Annotated in this window: 11 protein-coding genes and 2 rRNA genes; 1 reads left to right on the forward strand and 12 read right to left on the reverse strand. The window is 58.9% G+C overall.

Annotation, left to right across the window (positions count from 1 at the left end; all coding sequences use genetic code 11):
• The 4 genes from AC1DA5_RS09120 to argH all read right to left on the reverse strand — a co-directional run.
• Positions 1-2,759 (reverse strand): 23S ribosomal RNA (locus tag AC1DA5_RS09120); the annotation flags it as partial.
• A 264-nt stretch (positions 2,760-3,023) separates the two neighbouring features.
• A 16S ribosomal RNA gene (locus tag AC1DA5_RS09125) occupies positions 3,024-4,574 on the reverse strand.
• A gap of 513 nt (positions 4,575-5,087) precedes the next feature.
• Positions 5,088-6,356 carry a tyrosine--tRNA ligase gene (gene tyrS, locus AC1DA5_RS09130; protein ID WP_058236920.1) on the reverse strand — a complete coding sequence of 423 codons (1,269 nt, stop codon included), beginning with the start codon at positions 6,354-6,356 and terminating at the stop codon, positions 5,088-5,090.
• A gap of 121 nt (positions 6,357-6,477) precedes the next feature.
• On the reverse strand, positions 6,478-7,953 hold the full coding sequence (gene argH, locus AC1DA5_RS09135; protein WP_058236921.1) for an argininosuccinate lyase: 1,476 nt from the start codon (positions 7,951-7,953) through the stop codon (positions 6,478-6,480).
• A 91-nt stretch (positions 7,954-8,044) separates the two neighbouring features.
• Here argH and AC1DA5_RS09140 point away from each other — a divergent pair, with 91 nt between their 5' ends.
• A complete protein-coding gene (locus tag AC1DA5_RS09140) occupies positions 8,045-9,274 on the forward strand; it encodes an arginine deiminase (RefSeq protein WP_058236922.1) in 1,230 nt (409 codons plus the stop codon).
• Here the strand turns inward: AC1DA5_RS09140 and AC1DA5_RS09145 are convergent.
• From AC1DA5_RS09145 to AC1DA5_RS09180, 8 genes are all read right to left on the reverse strand, one after another.
• Positions 9,180-10,775: an O-antigen ligase family protein gene (locus tag AC1DA5_RS09145; RefSeq protein ID WP_058236923.1), complete on the reverse strand. Its 1,596-nt coding sequence runs from the start codon at positions 10,773-10,775 to the stop codon at positions 9,180-9,182. The two genes, AC1DA5_RS09140 and AC1DA5_RS09145, sit on opposite strands and share 95 nt — an antisense overlap.
• 193 nt (positions 10,776-10,968) lie before the next feature.
• Positions 10,969-12,207 carry an argininosuccinate synthase gene (locus AC1DA5_RS09150; RefSeq protein WP_480289982.1) on the reverse strand — a complete coding sequence of 413 codons (1,239 nt, stop codon included), beginning with the start codon at positions 12,205-12,207 and terminating at the stop codon, positions 10,969-10,971.
• Between the two features lie 42 nt (positions 12,208-12,249).
• On the reverse strand, positions 12,250-12,768 hold the full coding sequence (argR, locus tag AC1DA5_RS09155; RefSeq protein WP_058236925.1) for an arginine repressor: 519 nt from the start codon (positions 12,766-12,768) through the stop codon (positions 12,250-12,252).
• A complete protein-coding gene (locus AC1DA5_RS09160) occupies positions 12,768-14,021 on the reverse strand; it encodes an acetylornithine transaminase (RefSeq protein ID WP_058236926.1) in 1,254 nt (417 codons plus the stop codon). The genes argR and AC1DA5_RS09160 overlap by 1 nt, the downstream gene beginning before the upstream one ends.
• Positions 14,018-14,920, reverse strand: a complete 903-nt coding sequence (gene argB / locus AC1DA5_RS09165) for an acetylglutamate kinase (protein ID WP_092648636.1) — start codon at positions 14,918-14,920, stop codon at positions 14,018-14,020. Before argB ends, AC1DA5_RS09160 begins: the two co-directional genes overlap by 4 nt.
• Entirely contained in the window at positions 14,917-16,113 is a 1,197-nt protein-coding gene (argJ, locus tag AC1DA5_RS09170; protein ID WP_480289984.1) for a bifunctional glutamate N-acetyltransferase/amino-acid acetyltransferase ArgJ, read from the reverse strand. Before argJ ends, argB begins: the two co-directional genes overlap by 4 nt.
• Entirely contained in the window at positions 16,110-17,171 is a 1,062-nt protein-coding gene (gene argC, locus AC1DA5_RS09175; protein ID WP_058237811.1) for an N-acetyl-gamma-glutamyl-phosphate reductase, read from the reverse strand. The genes argJ and argC overlap by 4 nt, the downstream gene beginning before the upstream one ends.
• A 64-nt stretch (positions 17,172-17,235) precedes the next feature.
• Positions 17,236-17,757 carry a flavodoxin domain-containing protein gene (locus tag AC1DA5_RS09180; RefSeq protein WP_058236929.1) on the reverse strand — a complete coding sequence of 174 codons (522 nt, stop codon included), beginning with the start codon at positions 17,755-17,757 and terminating at the stop codon, positions 17,236-17,238.
• Between the last annotated feature and the right edge of the window lie 77 nt (positions 17,758-17,834).

The following is a 17,834-nucleotide window of genomic DNA, read 5'->3' on the forward strand; positions in this document are numbered from 1 at the left end:
TTAATGGGCGAACAGCCCAACCCTTGGGACCAACTCCAGCCCCAGGATGCGACGAGCCGACATCGAGGTGCCAAACCATGCCGTCGATATGGACTCTTGGGCAAGATCAGCCTGTTATCCCCGGGGTACCTTTTATCCGTTGAGCGACCACGCTTCCACAAGCCATGGCCGGATCACTAGTTCCTACTTTCGTACCTGCTCCACCCGTCAGTGTCACAGTCAAGCCCTCTTGTGCACTTACACTCACCACCTGATCACCAACCAGGCTGAGAGAACCTTTGAGCGCCTCCGTTACCCTTTAGGAGGCAACCGCCCCAGTTAAACTACCCACCAGGCACTGTCCCCAAACCCGATCAGGGCTCCAAGTTAGATGCATACTTGAACCAGAATGGTATTTCACCAACGACTCCACCACACCTAGCGGCACGGCATCACAGTCTCCCACCTATCCTACACAAGCACAAACACACACCAATACCAAGCTATAGTAAAGGTCCCGGGGTCTTTCCGTCCTGCTGCGCGAAACGAGCATCTTTACTCGTACTGCAATTTCACCGAGATCACGGTCGAGACAGCGGAGAAGTCGTTACGCCATTCGTGCAGGTCGGAACTTACCCGACAAGGAATTTCGCTACCTTAGGATGGTTATAGTTACCACCGCCGTTTACTGGGGCTTAAATTCAAACCTTCACCACAAAAAAGCAGTTAAGTCGTCCTCTTAACCTTCCAGCACCGGGCAGGCGTCAGTGCGTATACAGCGCCTTACGGCTTAGCACACACCTATGTTTTTAATAAACAGTCGCTTCTCCCAATTCTCTGCGACCCCAACCAGCACCACCCACGCACAGCAGGCACACCAGCAGGGCCCCCCTTATCCCAAAGTTACGGGGGCAATTTGCCGAATTCCTTAACCATGATTCACTCGCACGCCTCGGTATACTCTACCTGACCACCAGAGTCGGTTTAGGGTACGGGCGCTCATCTTCCTCACATCCAGGCTTTTCTCGGCAGTACAGGATCACCACTAGCCACCCCAACAGGCAGCCCCATCAGCCCTCACCCACGCGATCAAACGCAGCTTCCCGGATTTCACCCAAGAAACAGGCCACAACCTTAGACACACATAACCACCAGTGTGCAGCAACTACCTCCCTGCGTCACCCCAATGCTCACCACACACCCCACACCACACACAGCCACACTCAGCATCATCCCGAAAGACAACACCACGCACGGCAAGCACACGACGCGAAAGCATGCAGCGTCAGACGGAAAACAAACGGTACCAGAATATCAACTGGTCACCCATCGACTACGCCTGTCGGCCTCGCCTTAGGACCCGACTAACCCAGGGCGGACAAACCTGCCCCTGGAACCCTTAGTCAATCAGCGCGTAGGATTCTCACCCACGAAACGCTACTCATGCCTGCATTCTCACTCCCACCCCGTCCACCACCCATCACCAGGCAGCTTCACCCAGAGCAGGACGCTCCCCTACCCAAAAACAAAAAGTTATTGCCACGGCTTCGGCGGCACGCTTAAGCCCCGCTACATTATCGGCGCACAACCACTCGACCAGTGAGCTATTACGCACTCTTTCAAGGATGGCTGCTTCTAAGCCAACCTCCTGGCTGTCAACGCGACTCCACATCCTTTCCCACTCAGCGCACGCTTAGGGGCCTTAGCCGATGATCTGGGCTGTTTCCCTCTCGACCACGAAGCTTATCCCCCGCAGTCTCACTGCCACACCCACTTGAAATGGCATTCGGAGTTTAGCTGACGTCAGTAACCAACACGGCCCATCAACCAACCAGTAGCTCTACCTCCACCAAGCCCAGTGTGACGCTGCACCTAAATGCATTTCGGGGAGAACCAGCTATCACGGAGTTTGATTGGCCTTTCACCCCTACCCACAGTTCATCCCCCAGGTTTTCAACCCTGGTGGGTACGGGCCTCCACCACGTCTTACCATAGCTTCACCCTGACCATAGGTAGATCACCCCGCTTCGGGTCCACAACACGCGACACACGCCCAAAATTAAGACTCGCTTTCGCTACGCATTCCCCACACGGGTTAAGCACGCCACGCATCACTGACTCGCAGGCTCATTCTTCAAAAGGCACGCCATCACCCAACAAAAGCAGGCTCTGACGGCTTACAGGCACCCGGTTTCAGGCACTATTTCACTCCCCTCCCGGGGTACTTTTCACCATTCCCTCACGGTACTATGCACTATCGGTCACCAAAAAGTATTCAGGCTTACCAGGTGGTCCTGGCAGATTCACACGAGATTCCACGAGCCCCGCACTACTCGGGCACCCCTTCAGCACACACGCACACACACAGCTACACGACTATCACGATACTTCGGTCACCCATCCCAAGATGTTCACCACACGCACACGCACACACCCCCACCCCCGGCAGAAGATGAGAAAAAAGAGCCCCACAACCCCGCACACGCAACCCCCGCCGAGTCACACACGCACACGGTTTAGCCATCATCCGCTTTCGCTCACCACTACTGACGAAATATCTTCTCCTACGGGTACTAAGATGTTTCACTTCCCCGCGTTCCCCCTACCACCCTATGAATTCAGATGATAGTGACCAGGCACAACCCCAGCCAGGTTCCCCCATTCGGACACCCTCAGATCAACGCTCGCTCGCCAACTCCCCAAGGATTATCGCAGGCCGCCACGTCCTTCATCAGCTCTTGGTACCAAGGCATCCACCGAATGCCCACAAAAACTAAACACAACACAAACATGAAAACATGCAAAAACAACAAAACACAGAAAACACAATAAAGATGCTCACAACCACTATACAGTTCACAAACAACCCACCACACACCCAACCACCACAACAGCAGCAGCCAGACGCAGGCAACAAACACTTCCAAAACACACAGGAATTGAAAGAAAACCCGACAATGTGTCTGCTCCGCCAACACTTGCAACCCCACAACGCGCCCCACCCCAAAAAGAGCAGAAACAAACGCACAAACAGGGCTCCCTAGAAAGGAGGTGATCCAGCCGCACCTTCCGGTACGCCTACCTTGTTACGACTTCGTCCCAATCGCCAATCCCACCGTCACCTGCTCCCCCCAAAAAGGTTAAGCCACAAGCTTCGGGTGTTACCAACTTTCGTGACGTGACGGGCGGTGTGTACAAGGCCCGAGAACGTATTCACCGCAGCGTAGCTGATCTGCGATTACTAGCGACTCCACCTTCACGAGGTCGAATTGCAGACCCCGATCCGAACTGAGACAAGCTTTAAAGGATTCGCTCCACCTCACAGCATCGCAACCCTCTGTACCTGCCATTGTAGCATGCGTGAAGCCCAAGACATAAGGGGCATGATGATTTGACGTCATCCCCACCTTCCTCCGAGTTAACCCCGGCAGTCCCCCACGAGTCCCCACCATAACGCGCTGGCAACATAGGGCAAGGGTTGCGCTCGTTGCGGGACTTAACCCAACATCTCACGACACGAGCTGACGACAACCATGCACCACCTGCACACCCCCAACCAAATGCACACCTATCTCTAGGCGCTCAGGGCGCATGTCAAGCCTTGGTAAGGTTCTTCGCGTTGCATCGAATTAATCCGCATGCTCCGCCGCTTGTGCGGGCCCCCGTCAATTCCTTTGAGTTTTAGCCTTGCGGCCGTACTCCCCAGGCGGGGCACTTAAAGCGTTAGCTACGGCGCAGAAACCAAGGGCGGCCCCCACACCTAGTGCCCAACGTTTACAGCATGGACTACCAGGGTATCTAATCCTGTTCGCTCCCCACGCTTTCGCTCCTCAGCGTCAGTAACGGCCCAGAGACCCGCCTTCGCCACCGGTGTTCCTCCTGATATCTGCGCATTCCACCGCTACACCAGGAATTCCAATCTCCCCTACCGCACTCAAGCCTGCCCGTACCCACCGCACACCCCCAGTTAAGCCAGAGGATTACACGACAGGCGCGACAAACCGCCTACAAGCCCTTTACGCCCAATAAATCCGGACAACGCTCGCGCCCTACGTATTACCGCGGCTGCTGGCACGTAGTTAGCCGGCGCTTCTTTACCCGCTACACTCACCACTACCCAAATAGCGGCTTGCACACGAGCGAAAGAGGTTCACAACCCGAAGGCCTCCATCCCTCACGCGGCGTCGCTGCATCAAGGTTCCCCCCATTGTGCAAAATTCCCCACTGCTGCCTCCCGTAGGAGTCTGGGCCGTATCTCAGTCCCAATGTGACCGCCCACCCTCTCAGGCCGGCTACCCGTCAAAGCCTTGGTAAGCCATCACCCCACCAACAAGCTGATAAGCCGCGAGCCCATCTCCCTCCAGAAACCACAAAGGCCCCTTTCCCACACCCCCCATGCGGAAAGCGCAGAACATCCAGTATTAGCACCCATTTCTGAGCGTTATCCCAAAGAAAAAGGCAGGTTACTCACGTGTTACTCACCCGTTCGCCACTCTCACCACACAACCACAAAGGCCACGCAGATCCCGTTCGACTTGCATGTGTTAAGCACGCCGCCAGCGTTCGTCCTGAGCCAGGATCAAACTCTCCAAACAAAAAACAAAAAACCATAATCTGCTCAGAAAACAACCACCCCACAACAGGGCAGCCAATCCCAACCAAAAAAACTCAAAAAACAAAAACAAGCATCAACAAAACAAACACACTATCGAGTTCACAAACAACACCCCCACACGCCCACAACCCCAAACAAAAGGCCACAAACGCGGGACAACCACCACAAACAACACCAACCACAAACAATCAGCACCGCCCGGGCGACAAGAAAATACTCTACGAACAATCGGGGCGATCTGTCAAATGAGTGGGCCGGGATCTGCATCACAGATCCCGGCCCTTCGTCAAGTCTCACGTACCGATTGGCATTCTCACCACGCTCGTTGACGTTCTCATCGCGCCGGTCGATATTCTCAATACGCCAGCTGGCATCGTCGATTCGCCACTCGACATTCTCAACGTAGCGCTAAGCCGAGCCGTGTCAGTGGCAAGCATCGCGTTCAGGCCGGTTCACGGCCACCTGCACGCACCTCGGTTCAGTCAGCACTTGTTCACTGATTGGCATGCACAACAGCAAGGTTGCGGCGCCCTCGTCGAATGAGCGCCAGACCGCCGGCGAGCAGGTCTGATGCTTCAATCGGGGCGTCTTCGTCTTCGACCTTGACATTGTTCAGATACGCACCACCGGATGCGACGGTACGGCGCGCAGCAGAGCGGCCCTTCTCCAGGCCCGACGCAATCAAGGCATCCACAATCGTGTCATGGCCAACGCGAATGCTACCGGATGGTAGTTCGCCAGTCGCAGCAACCAGCGTCTCTTCGTCAACTTCACGCAGATCTCCTCTGCCCCACAGCGCTTCTGTCGCAGCCTGCACGCGAGCGACTGCATCTGCACCGTGCACCAGCGTGGTGACCTTTTCGGCCAGCTCCTTCTGTCCTTCGCGAAGATGTGGACGCTCGGCAACCGACTGGGCAAGCTCTTCGATGCGTTCGCGGGAATCAAAGGTGAAGACCTTCAGCAACTTCACGACATCCTCATCCGCGACCTGCAGCCAGAACTGGTAGAACGCGTACGGGCTCATCATCTGAGGATCCAGCCAGATCGCGCCGCCCTCGGACTTGCCGAACTTGGTGCCGTCAGACTTCGTGATGATCGGTGTGGTCATCACATGCGTGGTGGCGCCCTCGACTCGGCGGATCAGTTCCACACCGCCAATCATGTTGCCCCACTGGTCGTTTCCGCCGGTTTCCAAGGTGCAGCCGTAGTTCCGGAACAGTTGCAGGTAGTCATGCGCCTGGAGGATCTGGTAGCTGAATTCGGTAAACGAGATTCCCTCTTCAGAATTCAGGCGGCGAGCGACGATATCTTTTGACAGCATGGTGCCGACTCGGAAGTACTGGCCCACGTCGCGCAGCAGGTCGATCGCGGACAGCTGGCTGGTCCAGTCAAGGTTATTGACGAGGCGTGCCGCGGCCGGCCCGTCGAACTCAAGGAACTGCGAAAGCTGGGCGCGTAGTCTGTCCGCCCACTGTCCCACCACGTCGCGTGACTGAAGCTGGCGTTCACCGGACAGGCGCGGATCACCGATCATGCCCGTTGCGCCACCAACCAGTGCCAACGGCTTGTGGCCAGCGTTTTGCAGGTGCCGCATGAGAAGCACCTGCACCAGGTGACCGTGATGCAAAGAGGCGGCAGTTGGATCAAAACCGCAATAGAAGGTGACCGGACCAGCGTTCAGGTGCGCACGCAGCGCATCCAAATCCGTGTGCTGAGCAATCAGCCCACGCCACTGTAGTTCGTCCACTAAATCCTGTGTCACCGCTCTGCTCTCCTTATGATCGCGGTCGTGTTGGCTTTCTTCTCTCAGGCGCGCGCCAGGCAGGCGTTCACCTACTGCGGTTAGCTTAGTCGGGTCGGGCCACCCTCGTCACACGTGTCCACTACGAATGAGACGACGCCACGCCCTCCTGAATCCAGGCGCGATGCGTGCTGGCCAGACGGGTCGCCTCGGACAACTGCTCGCGCACCCGGTCCGGCGCCGTTCCTCCTCGGGCATTGCGGGCAGCAACCGATCCCTCAACGCTGAGCACGTCGCGCACGCGAGGTGTCAGGTGCTCGCTGATCGCAGCAAATTCGTCATCGGTCAGGTCCCACAATTCCACGCCTCGTGCCTCTGCCTGGCGCACGCACGCACCGGACAGTTCGTGCGCCACTCTAAAAGGCACTCCCTGTTTGACGAGCCACTCGGCAATATCTGTAGCCAGCGAGAAACCCTGTGGTGCAAGCTGCGCCATTCGCTCGAAGTTCAGGCGCATCGTGGAGACCATTCCGGCAATGGCCGGCAGCAGCACGTCAAGCGTGTCGATCTGATCAAAGACAGGTTCCTTATCTTCCTGCAGGTCTCGATCGTAAGCCAGCGGGATTCCTTTGAGGACGCTCAGCAGCGCCGTGAGGTCACCGATCATGCGCCCGGCCTTGCCTCGTCCCAGTTCGGCCACGTCGGGATTCTTCTTCTGCGGCATGATCGATGAGCCCGTGGAGAACGAATCATCCAGAGTCACATAGTCGAATTCTCGGGTATTCCAGATGACGATTTCTTCGCACAGGGTCGATAGGTCGATTCCGATCATCGTCATGACGAAGGCGAACTCTGCAACCACGTCGCGCGAAGCTGTGCCGTCGATAGAGTTGGCGACACTGTCGGTAAAGCCCAGTTCCTCGGCAATGGTCTGTGGGTCCATTCCCAGCGTGTTTCCTGCCAGTGCGCCCGAACCGTACGGGCTGACGGCAGCTCGTTGATCCCAGTCACGCAGACGTTCCACATCGCGCAGTAAGGGCCACACATGTGCGCCGAGGTGATGGGCGACCAGAACGGGCTGCGCGTGCTGCATGTGAGTGCGTCCGGGCATGATCGCATCCCCCGCCAGGCGAGCCTGTTCGAGCAGTGCGTCCACAACGTCAAGTGTCAGCGCTCCAATGTGTCGCGCCTCGTCGCGCAGATACATGCGGATGAGCGTAGCGATCTGATCGTTGCGTGAGCGGCCGGCGCGCAACTTCCCACCCAGTTCAGCGCCCGCTTTGTCGATCAATGCGCGTTCGAGCGCAGTGTGCACGTCCTCGTCATCAGGGTCAGGGACGAGGGCGCCCGATGCGACTTCTGCGCTGAGTTCGTCGAGAGCGGATTCCATGCCGTCCAGTTCTTCGTCGGTCAGCAGCCCTGCTCTGTTTAGGGCGCGTGCATGAGCTTTCGAGCCGGCCAGATCAGCCTGGGCCAGCCGCCAGTCAAAGTGAGTTGACACGGACAATCTGGCAAGCGCCTGAGAGGGGCCGCCTGAAAATCGTCCACCCCACAATGCGACGGGACGGGCGGGAGACGATTGGCGTTGTGCTGCATCAAATGTCGAGTTTGCGCTCATAGTTTCATGATGCCTGTTCGCACGCCGCGATGCCAACATCGACACAGACAAAATGCATATACTCAGCACTGCAGCAATGTGAGGAGGAACAGTGGACGTCAATCCCCGTGTGGATTCCGAGATCGGTCGGCTGCGTGAGGTGATCGTGCACCGCCCCGGTCAGGAAGTCGAACGGCTCACTCCCCTCAATCATGCTGAGCTTCTTTTTGATGATCTGATGGATCCGGGCCGTGCACGAGCTGAGCACGATCAGTTCGTCGAAGTCATGGAGGGCGAAGGCATCGAGGTGCACAAGCTGCGCACATTGTTGTCGCAGACACTGCACCACGAGCAGGCCCGCCAGGCGGTACTGGATCGCACGCTCAATGAACGCCGGCTCGGACCGGTGCTCACCCCTGCGCTGCGCGAATGGACGGCGGATCTGTCGGCAGATCGCCTGACCGCCATGTGTGTGGACGGTTTGACGGTCGATGAGTGGAAGAGCGTGTCGCCTGTGCGCTCGCTGGTGACACGCACGCTCGAAGATGAAGATTTCCTGATTCGTCCCCTGCCAAACCACCTGTTCACGAGGGATGCGTCTGCGTGGATTCACGGTGGTGTGGCCGTCAATTCGATGTCACGTCTGGCGCGCGAGCGCGAATCGCTGCACTATTCGGTTATCTACCAGTACCATCCACGTTTTGCCCCCTGGGATTTCCACTGGTGGTCGCGCGGCACATCAGGTGCTATTCGCAGTGCCGAGGGCGGCGACGCTCTGGTGGTGGGCGATGGGATCGGTGTGTTTGGCGTGTCGGAACGCACCACGCCGCAAGGTGTTGAGCGCTTGGCTGTCAAAATGTTCGAGGCCGGTCACGCCCACACGGTCCTGGCTGTCGTATTGCCGCATGTGCGTACCTTCATGCACTTGGACACAGTGTTGACGCAGGTCGACCGGGATGCTTTCTTGCTGTATCCGCGCTTGGGTGACGTGCGCACGATGACGTTGCGACCCGGCCCCGATGGGGGCGCTCCGATCGTCGAGGATATGCATTACGATCTTCGACGCGCACTGGAAGTGCTGATGGGCCGCTCGTTGCGTTTCATCAGTCCAGATGGCACCTTCTCCGACGTGGATCGCGAGCAGTGGAATGACGGTTTCAATGCGCTGGCGATTGCACCTGGCAAGGTGATTACCTATGATCGTTCCCCGCTGTGTAATGCTGCGTTGCGCCGCGCAGGCATCGATGTCATCGAGATTCAGGGGGCTGAGCTGGGACGCGGCCGCGGCGGTCCGCGCTGTATGTCGTGTCCTGTGGTGCGCGACCCCGTTGACCAGGACTAGGCGGGACCGGCAGGGACAATACCCCCACGCCCACTTCGCTGTCTTCCTGTTCGACCCTGACGACCAGCCATGTGGCCAGGGCGACGAACAGAATCCATGTGCCTTCGAATAGGAGGCGCGATTCAGTGAGGGACTGCACCAAAATGGCCGTCATCATCAGTGCCGGTGCCAGCGAGTACACGTCACCGTCGATACGGCGAATGGCGACGTGCAAGACGCGAATACCGATGACGCAGATGGCAATGACGAAGACGGCCAGGCCAATGAGTCCGGTCTGGAACGACACGTCCACGAATGCGTTGTGGGCGTGAGGCGTGGGCGCGCCGTCCTGACGAATCACCAGATCGCGATACATCGGGATCCACGGTGGCCACAGCATGACCCATCCCCACCCGCCGATGGGCCGTTGTTTCCACAGCTCAAACACTGCACGCCAGATGTCAGAGCGTCCCGTCAGGTCTGCGTCGCGACCGATAAACTCAGCGATCGGGGCGTACAGGAGCGCTCCGACGACGCTGACGATCAGCAGAGCCATCGCCGAAATTCGCAGGACGCGCTGCCGCCTGTGCGCGCGCACGCGCCGTAGAACGGTTCCAACCAGGAATACTCCGGCGCATGCCAGCAGCGCCACGAAAACGGTAGCTGACCGTGTCAGCGCCAGTGTCGCCGCGTAGAGGGCGAACCATGTGAGGGCACGCCTGGAGCTCATGCGTCGCGCGCGGAGCTGAATCACCGTGCAGATGATGCCGAACAGTGCGATTGCGGCCAGTGGGTTGCGGTTGCCGACAAACCCCTGGATGGGGCCACCTCTGAACAGTGCGGATTCAGTCCACAGCTGCGTGGCGCCCACGTTACCCTGGCCGCGCAGCCACACAGGAACGATCGGATGGCCGACAAAGATGGCGCACCATAGCTCCATCACCAGGCTGATTCCCACCGACCATCGCATCGCTGCGGCGAACGCGTCGATGAGGCGCTCCAGCGGCACCGCGATGGCGATCATGATTCCAATGAGAGCGCTCAGTGTGCTGCCCAGTGATGCTAACGCTGAGATCCCCGGATACTCGGCCCACAGGGCTGACATCCAGCACACCAGTAGGAATGCCGCGATCGTCCACGGGACACGGCGGATCGTCACGCGCCGCCCCGCAATGACAAACATCGCGATGAATACTGCTGCGGACAGCACGACGATGATGCCGTATCCGACCCATCCGATCAGCGCGCGAAATCCCGTTCCGCTGAATGTCAGGAAAAAGACCCAGGCAATCATGGGTTCGAGGTATTCGTTGGCGTGAGCACCCCACCGAAGTGTTGCATTCAGGCGTGCTCTGCGAATTGCCCACGTCAAGGTGCTGAGCGCCCAGCCGGCGTTTCGCAGCGGAGACGACATGGTGACGCGCAGCTCACGAGGGCGCACATCCGAGGAAGCCTCCCTCGTCACTGTCCGGTCAAGAAGACGCCGTGACGAGGAGGATGCGATCGCAAGGTGGTGCGCCATGTGTCCCCTCGAAAACCTGGTGGTGAAATGAAGAAGCGGAGGTTCGTGCCGTGGGCAGGGACAACCCCCGGCTTCGATGCCTCAGAATACGAGGGTACGAAAAACCGGGGGTAAGTCCTAATCGGTTCGATGAGGAGTCGGACGCTCTTTAGAAACGATCCGGTTACGGTTCGATCACGAGAGGAAGCGCCGACTAGTGCGCGTCCTCGTCGAAGTTCACACCGCGTCCGAAACGCACGTCGCGGGCTGCTGCCAGTTTGGCGCTCATTCCGTAGATTTCAATGAAGCCGCGCGAGTGGGACTGGTCGAAGGTATCGCCCGTCTCGTAGGTCGCAAGGTTGAAGTCGTACAGGGAGGAGTCGGAGCGTCGACCTGTCACCGTTGCTCGCCCACCGTGCAGCGTCATGCGAATGTCACCACTGACGTAGGTCTGCGTGTTCTCGATGAAAGCGTCCAGCGCATTCTTGAGCGGTGAGTACCACTGCGCGTCGTAGACGAGTTCGGACCAGCGTTCGTCCACGCGGCGCTTGTAGCGTGCCAGTTCGCGCTCGACGGTGACGTTTTCAAGCTCCTGGTGAGCGGCGATCAGGGCCACGGCTCCTGGTGCTTCATATATTTCACGCGACTTGATGCCCACCAGGCGGTCCTCGACAATGTCGATACGGCCGATGCCCTGCGCGCCAGCGCGGCGGTTTATTTCCTGAACGGCTTCCAGAGGAGTCACGGCACGCCCATCGATGGCGACGGGGACACCCTGCTCGAAGGTGATGACTACCTCGTCAGGAAGTGGCGGGTAGGTCGGGTCGTCGGTGTAGTTGTACACGTCCTTGGTCGGCGCGTTCCAGATGTCTTCAAGGAACCCTGTTTCGATGGCACGACCCCACACGTTCTGGTCGATCGAGAAGGGATTGTGTTTCGTCGTCTCAATGGGCAGATTGTGCTTGTTGGCGTAGTCGATGGCCACGTCGCGGGTCAACGCGAGGTCACGCACGGGAGCGATCGTTTTCAGGTCAGGAGCCATCGATGTGAGGGATACTTCGAAGCGGACCTGGTCGTTGCCTTTGCCGGTGCAGCCGTGTGCCACGGTGGTGGCGCCGAATTGCCGTGCGGCGCGCACCAGGTGCTTAACGATCAGCGGGCGTGACAGCGCAGATACGAGGGGGTAGCGCCCCTGGTACAGTCCGTTGGCTTTCAGCGCGGGCATGCAGTAGTCGAAAGCAAACTCTTCCTTCGCATCTGCGACGTATGCTTCCACGGCGCCGCAGTCGAGGGCGCGTTGGCGGATCACCTCCAGGTCTTCGCCGCCCTGCCCCACGTCAACGGCAACGGCAACCACTTCCATACCTGTCTGCTGTTCGATCCAGCCGATTGCAACAGAGGTGTCAAGCCCACCGGAGTAGGCCAGTACAACGCGGTCTTTGTGTTCACTCATTTCGTTTCTACCCTTTGATTGTCGTACTCGAATGATTCACGCTTATTGGCGAGGCTCGACCAGTGCGATCAGTGTTGACTGAAGTTCCACGGCGTCCTCAGTGCTGCGACATGCGACGAAAATAGTGTCATCTCCTGCCACGGTGCCAACGACTCCCTCGAGCCGCGCGGTGTCGATGGCTGATCCGAGCAGGTTGGCTGCGCCCACTGGTGTGCGCACAACCAGGAATGTGCCGGCGGTGTCTACTGCAACGAGCAGGTCCTGAGCCCATCGCTCCAGGCGCGCCAGTGATTCTTCTCCACGACGCGTCTGTTCCCCGTCCAGGTCCGGCACTGAATAGATCTGTTTACCTGAGGCCGTGCGAATCTTCGTGGCGTGCATCTCCACGAGGTCACGTGACAAAGTGGCCTGCGTCGTTTCGATACCCAATACGGCCAGTGCTTCACGCAGTTCCTTCTGAGAGGAGATCTGCTGATCGGCAAGGATGTCCACAATGGCTCCGCGTCGAGCGGTGCGTGACGACGGGATGCCTTGCGTGTCAGGGCCGGCGTGGTCTGTCATCAGTCCTCCTTGTGTGCGTGGCCGAGTGTCTGCCGGGCGCTGTGAACCAATGCAGGCAGAGCCTCAGTGAAGGACTGAGCCTGCTGGTGTGACAGCGTTAACGGTGGTGCCAGACGGATTGTATGGGCGTTTGGCGCATTAATGATAAATCCTTCGTCAGCTGCATGGCGCACAAGCGCACTGGCGCACGGTTCATTAAATTCGACCGCAATAAGCAGGCCGCGTCCGCGCACCTCGCGCACCGCCGCTCCGCCTGTCTCACGCAGTTCGGCGCGCCACTGTTCACCCAGCGTGAGGGCGTGTGCCAGCAACGCATCGTTTTCGATGGTGTCGATGACGGCCAGGCCTGCGGCGGCGCACACCGGGTTGCCGCCAAAAGTCGTGCCGTGCATTCCCTGGGTCAGGATCGATCCAGCCTGGCCGATACCGACGCAGGCTCCAATCGGCATGCCTCCACCTAGTCCTTTGGCGAGGGTGACGACGTCGGGCGTGATTCCTGCGTGGTGGTGCGCCATCCACTGTCCGGTGCGTCCCATGCCGCTTTGTACTTCGTCAACGACCATCAGTGCGCCGATCTCATTGCAGCGCAGACGCACGGCCTGAAGGTACTCATCACTGAGCGGGTAGACGCCTGCTTCTCCCTGGATGGGTTCAACGATGATGCCTGCCACGCCTTGGGTCAGGTGGCGGTCGAGTGCGTCCAAATTGTTCGGCTCAATGAATTCGATTCCTTCGAGCAACGGTGCAAATGGCGTGCGGTAAGCCTCTTTCCAGGTCACTGAGAGTGCGCCCGCTGAGCGTCCGTGGAATGCGCCAGTCAACGCAATGATGCGAGGTGTCGTGTCGGCAGAAAAGCCCTTGGTACCCTCGTCGATCTTCCTGTTGCCCCAGGTGCGGATCATTTTGATGGCGCACTCGTTGGACTCCGTACCCGAATTGGTGAAAAAGACACGTGATCCGTCTGGAACGGCGTCCGCGCACACGATGCCGAGAACACGTTCGGCCAGTTCAATCTGCGGCGGTGTGGCAAAGAAATTGGAGACGTGATCCAGTGTTGCCAGTTGCGTACTCACTGCGCGCTCAATGGCCGGGTGGCAATGTCCCAGCACGTTGACGGCAATTCCGCCCAGCAGGTCCAGGTACTCTGCTCCGGTGTCGTCCACAACCGTGCAGCCCTGTGCACGCGTGAGGATACGCTGAGGAGGTCCAAATGTGTCCATGAGCGCCTCATGGTAGCGATTTTCCCAGGTCATTGATCCTCCCCTTCATTTCCGTCGGTGGTGATCATCGTTCCGACGCCCTCGTCAGTAAAGACTTCCAGCAGCATGGAGTGCGGCTGGCGGCCGTCGATGACGTGGACACGCGGCACACCCTGTTCGAGGGCGGCCAGCGCAGCAGTCATCTTCGGCGCCATCCCCGAATCAAGGGTGGGAACGAGGGCGGCCAGTTCGCTGCGCGAGAGGCGACTGATCAGAGAGTTTGGATCCGGATAGTTTGCGTAGAGTCCTTCCACGTCGGTCAACATGATGAGCTTTTCAGCACCGATCGCGCCAGCCAGTGCTGCTGCAGCAGAATCGGCGTTAATGTTGAGCACTCCAGATGGCGCATCCTGGTTGGGTGCAACGGAGGAGACTACCGGGATGAAACCCGAATCCACCAGCGCCATCAGTGGCTGGGCGTTGACGTGGGTAATAGTTCCCACCAATCCAATATCAACGGCTTCACCATCGACCCATGCGGGTGTGCGTTGAGCCTGGAACAGACCCGCGTCTTCTCCTGCCAGTCCGATGGCCTGGTAACCCTGAACGTTGAGCAGGCTGACCAGTTCGCGCTGTACTTTTCCAATCAGCACCATGCGCACAATCTCCATGACGTCCTCGGTGGTGACCCGCAGCCCTTTGGTGAAGGGCGCATCAAGGCCCACCCGGGACAGCATCTGGTTGATCTGAGGACCACCGCCGTGAACGACGACCGGCTTGACACCCCACTGGTGCAAGAAAAGGACATCCTGGGCAAATGCGTGCATGAGTGAGTCGTCCACCATCGCATTGCCGCCATACTTGATCACGACATACTTGCCGCGGTGGTGACGCAGCCACGGCATTGTTTCCAGCAAAATAGCGGTCTTATCCTGCGCGGTCAGTGTGGTCATGATGAGTACGCGCTGTTCTCGTGGACGTAGTCGTAGGTCAGGTCGGAGGTGATGACGGTGGCACTGGCTGAACCATTGTGCAGATCGACCTCAATATTGACCTGCCGATCCGTCATGTCGACGAGGTCTCGCGACTGCCCCACTCCCCCTGCCTGGCAGACCTGCACACCGTTGAAGCTCACGTCAATGGCATCCGGGTCAAATGGTGCGACCTCTTCAGGGATTGTGCCGATTTCTGACAGGACACGCCCCCAGTTCGGGTCATTGCCGAAAATTGCGGCCTTGAGCAGGTTCGATCGCGCGACGGCCCGGGCGATAATCTCGGCGGCTTCTTCACTGTGTGCACCGCGCACGGTGATGTCGATGTCGTGGGTGGCACCCTCGGCGTCCGCGATAAGCTGACGTGCCAGCGTGGCGCAGGCGCTGCGCAGATGTTCGGTCAGTTCCTGTGCATCGGCGCGGTGACCGGATGCTCCAGAAGCCAGTGCAATGACCGTGTCATTGGTGGAGCGGCATCCATCTGAGTCCACGCGGTTAAACGTCGTGCGGACCGCTTCACGCAAGGCGGCGTCAAGTTCACGCTGGTCAACGACTGCATCGGTTGTCAGGACGCACAGCATGGTCGCCAGTGCCGGCGCGAGCATACCTGCACCTTTCGCCATTCCTCCGACCGTGTAGCCGTCTGCATGAATCTCGATCGTCTTGTTCACGGTATCGGTGGTTCGGATGGCATCGGCAGCGTTGGCTCCCGCTTCAGGCGTATCAGCAAGTTCGCCCACCGCCATATCAATTCCGCTGATTACTGCCTCCATCGGCAGCAGCTCACCGATCAAACCGGTGGAGCACACACCGACCTGCATGCTGTCGGCCAGGCTGAGTGCCTGCGCGACGTGGTCGGCCATCTGTTGGGCGTCACGTGCGCCCTGCTCGCCCGTGCAGGCGTTTGCTCCCCCGGAGTTCAACACGACGGCACTGACAGTGCCCGCGGCGAAGTGTGCGCGGGAAAGATGGACGGGAGCAGCGGCGACGCGGTTGGAGGTAAAGACTGCTGCCGAGGCGCGAAGCTCGGTCGGTCCGGTGTTGACGACGAGGGCGACGTCACGGTTACCGCTGGCTTTGATCCCTGCGTGAACCCCTGATGCGAGAAATCCCTGAGGTGCTGTCACGCCGACCAATGGTGCTGTCTGGTTCATGGTGTCACTCCGATGGTGGGGATTCCGGTCAGTTCAGGCAGGCCGAGCGCAAGGTTTGCGCTCTGGATGGCTGCACTCGCAGTTCCTTTACCGAGGTTGTCGAGTGCGCAGATAGTGACAAGACTGTGGGCACGTTCGTCAATCACTGCATTGACGAGGGCACAGCCGGTCGCGTTGACAGGCGCAGTGGACGGCCAGGGTGCCTCGTGGCTGACACCGATCAGCGGCTCATTATCGTAGATGCTGTAGGCGTGGGCCACGTCATCTGCACTGACGGATGCGTGCAGCGGTGCCACCACTGTCGCCACGATGCCGCGAGCTGTGGGGACCAGAACGGGCGTGAATGTCAGGCGAACGTCGTCCGCCCCGCTGATGCGCAGGTTTTGGATGATTTCGGGGATGTGCCGGTGGGTCCCTCCCACGCCGTAAGGCACGATCGCGCCGAGTGCCTCGGAGGCCAGCAGATGCTGTTTGGGTGATCGACCGGCACCTGAATAACCCACTGACAAGGTGGCGCATAGGGTGGGTTCGACGATGTGCGCGGCGATGGCTGGCTGTATTGCCAGGGTGACTGCTGTCGCATTGCAGCCGGGCACGGCGATCTGACCGGCGTGTGCGAGGGCGTCGCGTTGACGTGTCATCTGTGTTTCGCCGCTGTGCAGCAACTCTGGCATTCCATAGGTCCACGGTTCGGCTGCGTCGGTGCCGTAGTAGCGATGCCATTCGTCTGCATCGGTCAGTCGATGGTCGGCAGCGCAGTCGATGATCAGTGCTGACGTGCCTGCGCGTGCGAGCTCATCGGAAAGTCGGGCGGAGTGTCCGTGTGGCAGGGCCAGGAAAATCACATCAACGCCGCCGAGAGCCTGGGCTGTTGTGTCCTGGATCACCAGCGCACCTTGGGGCCCGGTGATGTTCGGATGCATCTGTGCCAGGGTGTTGCCGGCGGAAGATGCTCCCGTAACTATGCTGAGCGTGATGTCAGGATGCGCGGTAAGGAGGCGTGCGATTTCGCCTCCTGCGTATCCCGATACTCCTGCAATAGCTGCCCGAAAATTCATATGCATGACTATACACAGTCATGCATAATTTGCATAACGGGTGTCCTCTATATGGACACCAGGACTACTGAGCGTCCGACTCCTGCGGTGCCGTATTACCCAACTTCAGATCCTGTGCTATCTCATCTGCCCACTGATCCACTTCGTCCCACGGCCGAAAATCACCTTCTACCGCACCGGCAAGGCGCGCGATGGTGCGCTCACGCAGTGACAGGCGCGAGGGGTCGTAACGACCCGGGAACTTCTGGTGGTGAACAATCGGCACCTTCATCAGCACCGGACCAATGCGCGAGGGATCCTGCAGCGAATGCTTCGGCACTCCGGACAGACCCACTGAAAAAGCCCACACTGGCATCGACAGCAGGTTCGGGCGAAAACGCTCCATGAAATCGTTCGCCTGCGCCATCCACTGCGTCATGTACACGGCTGAACCGCACACAACAGCATCGTAGGATTCCAGAGACTTCACATCCTCCGGATTGATCATCTCGACATCGAAGTCGTGCGAGCGCAGACGGTCAGAGATACGTTCGGCAACCTCACGGGTTGCACCATGTTTTGACGAAGCAGTGACGAGGATTTTCATAATCCCAGTATGGACGCTTTGGCGCGCCAATGTGAGCCGAATCGGTCAAGAAGTCGCAAATACTGCCCTGCTGTGCA

The sequence above is a fragment of the Pauljensenia sp. C0254C2 genome (assembly GCF_056583835.1).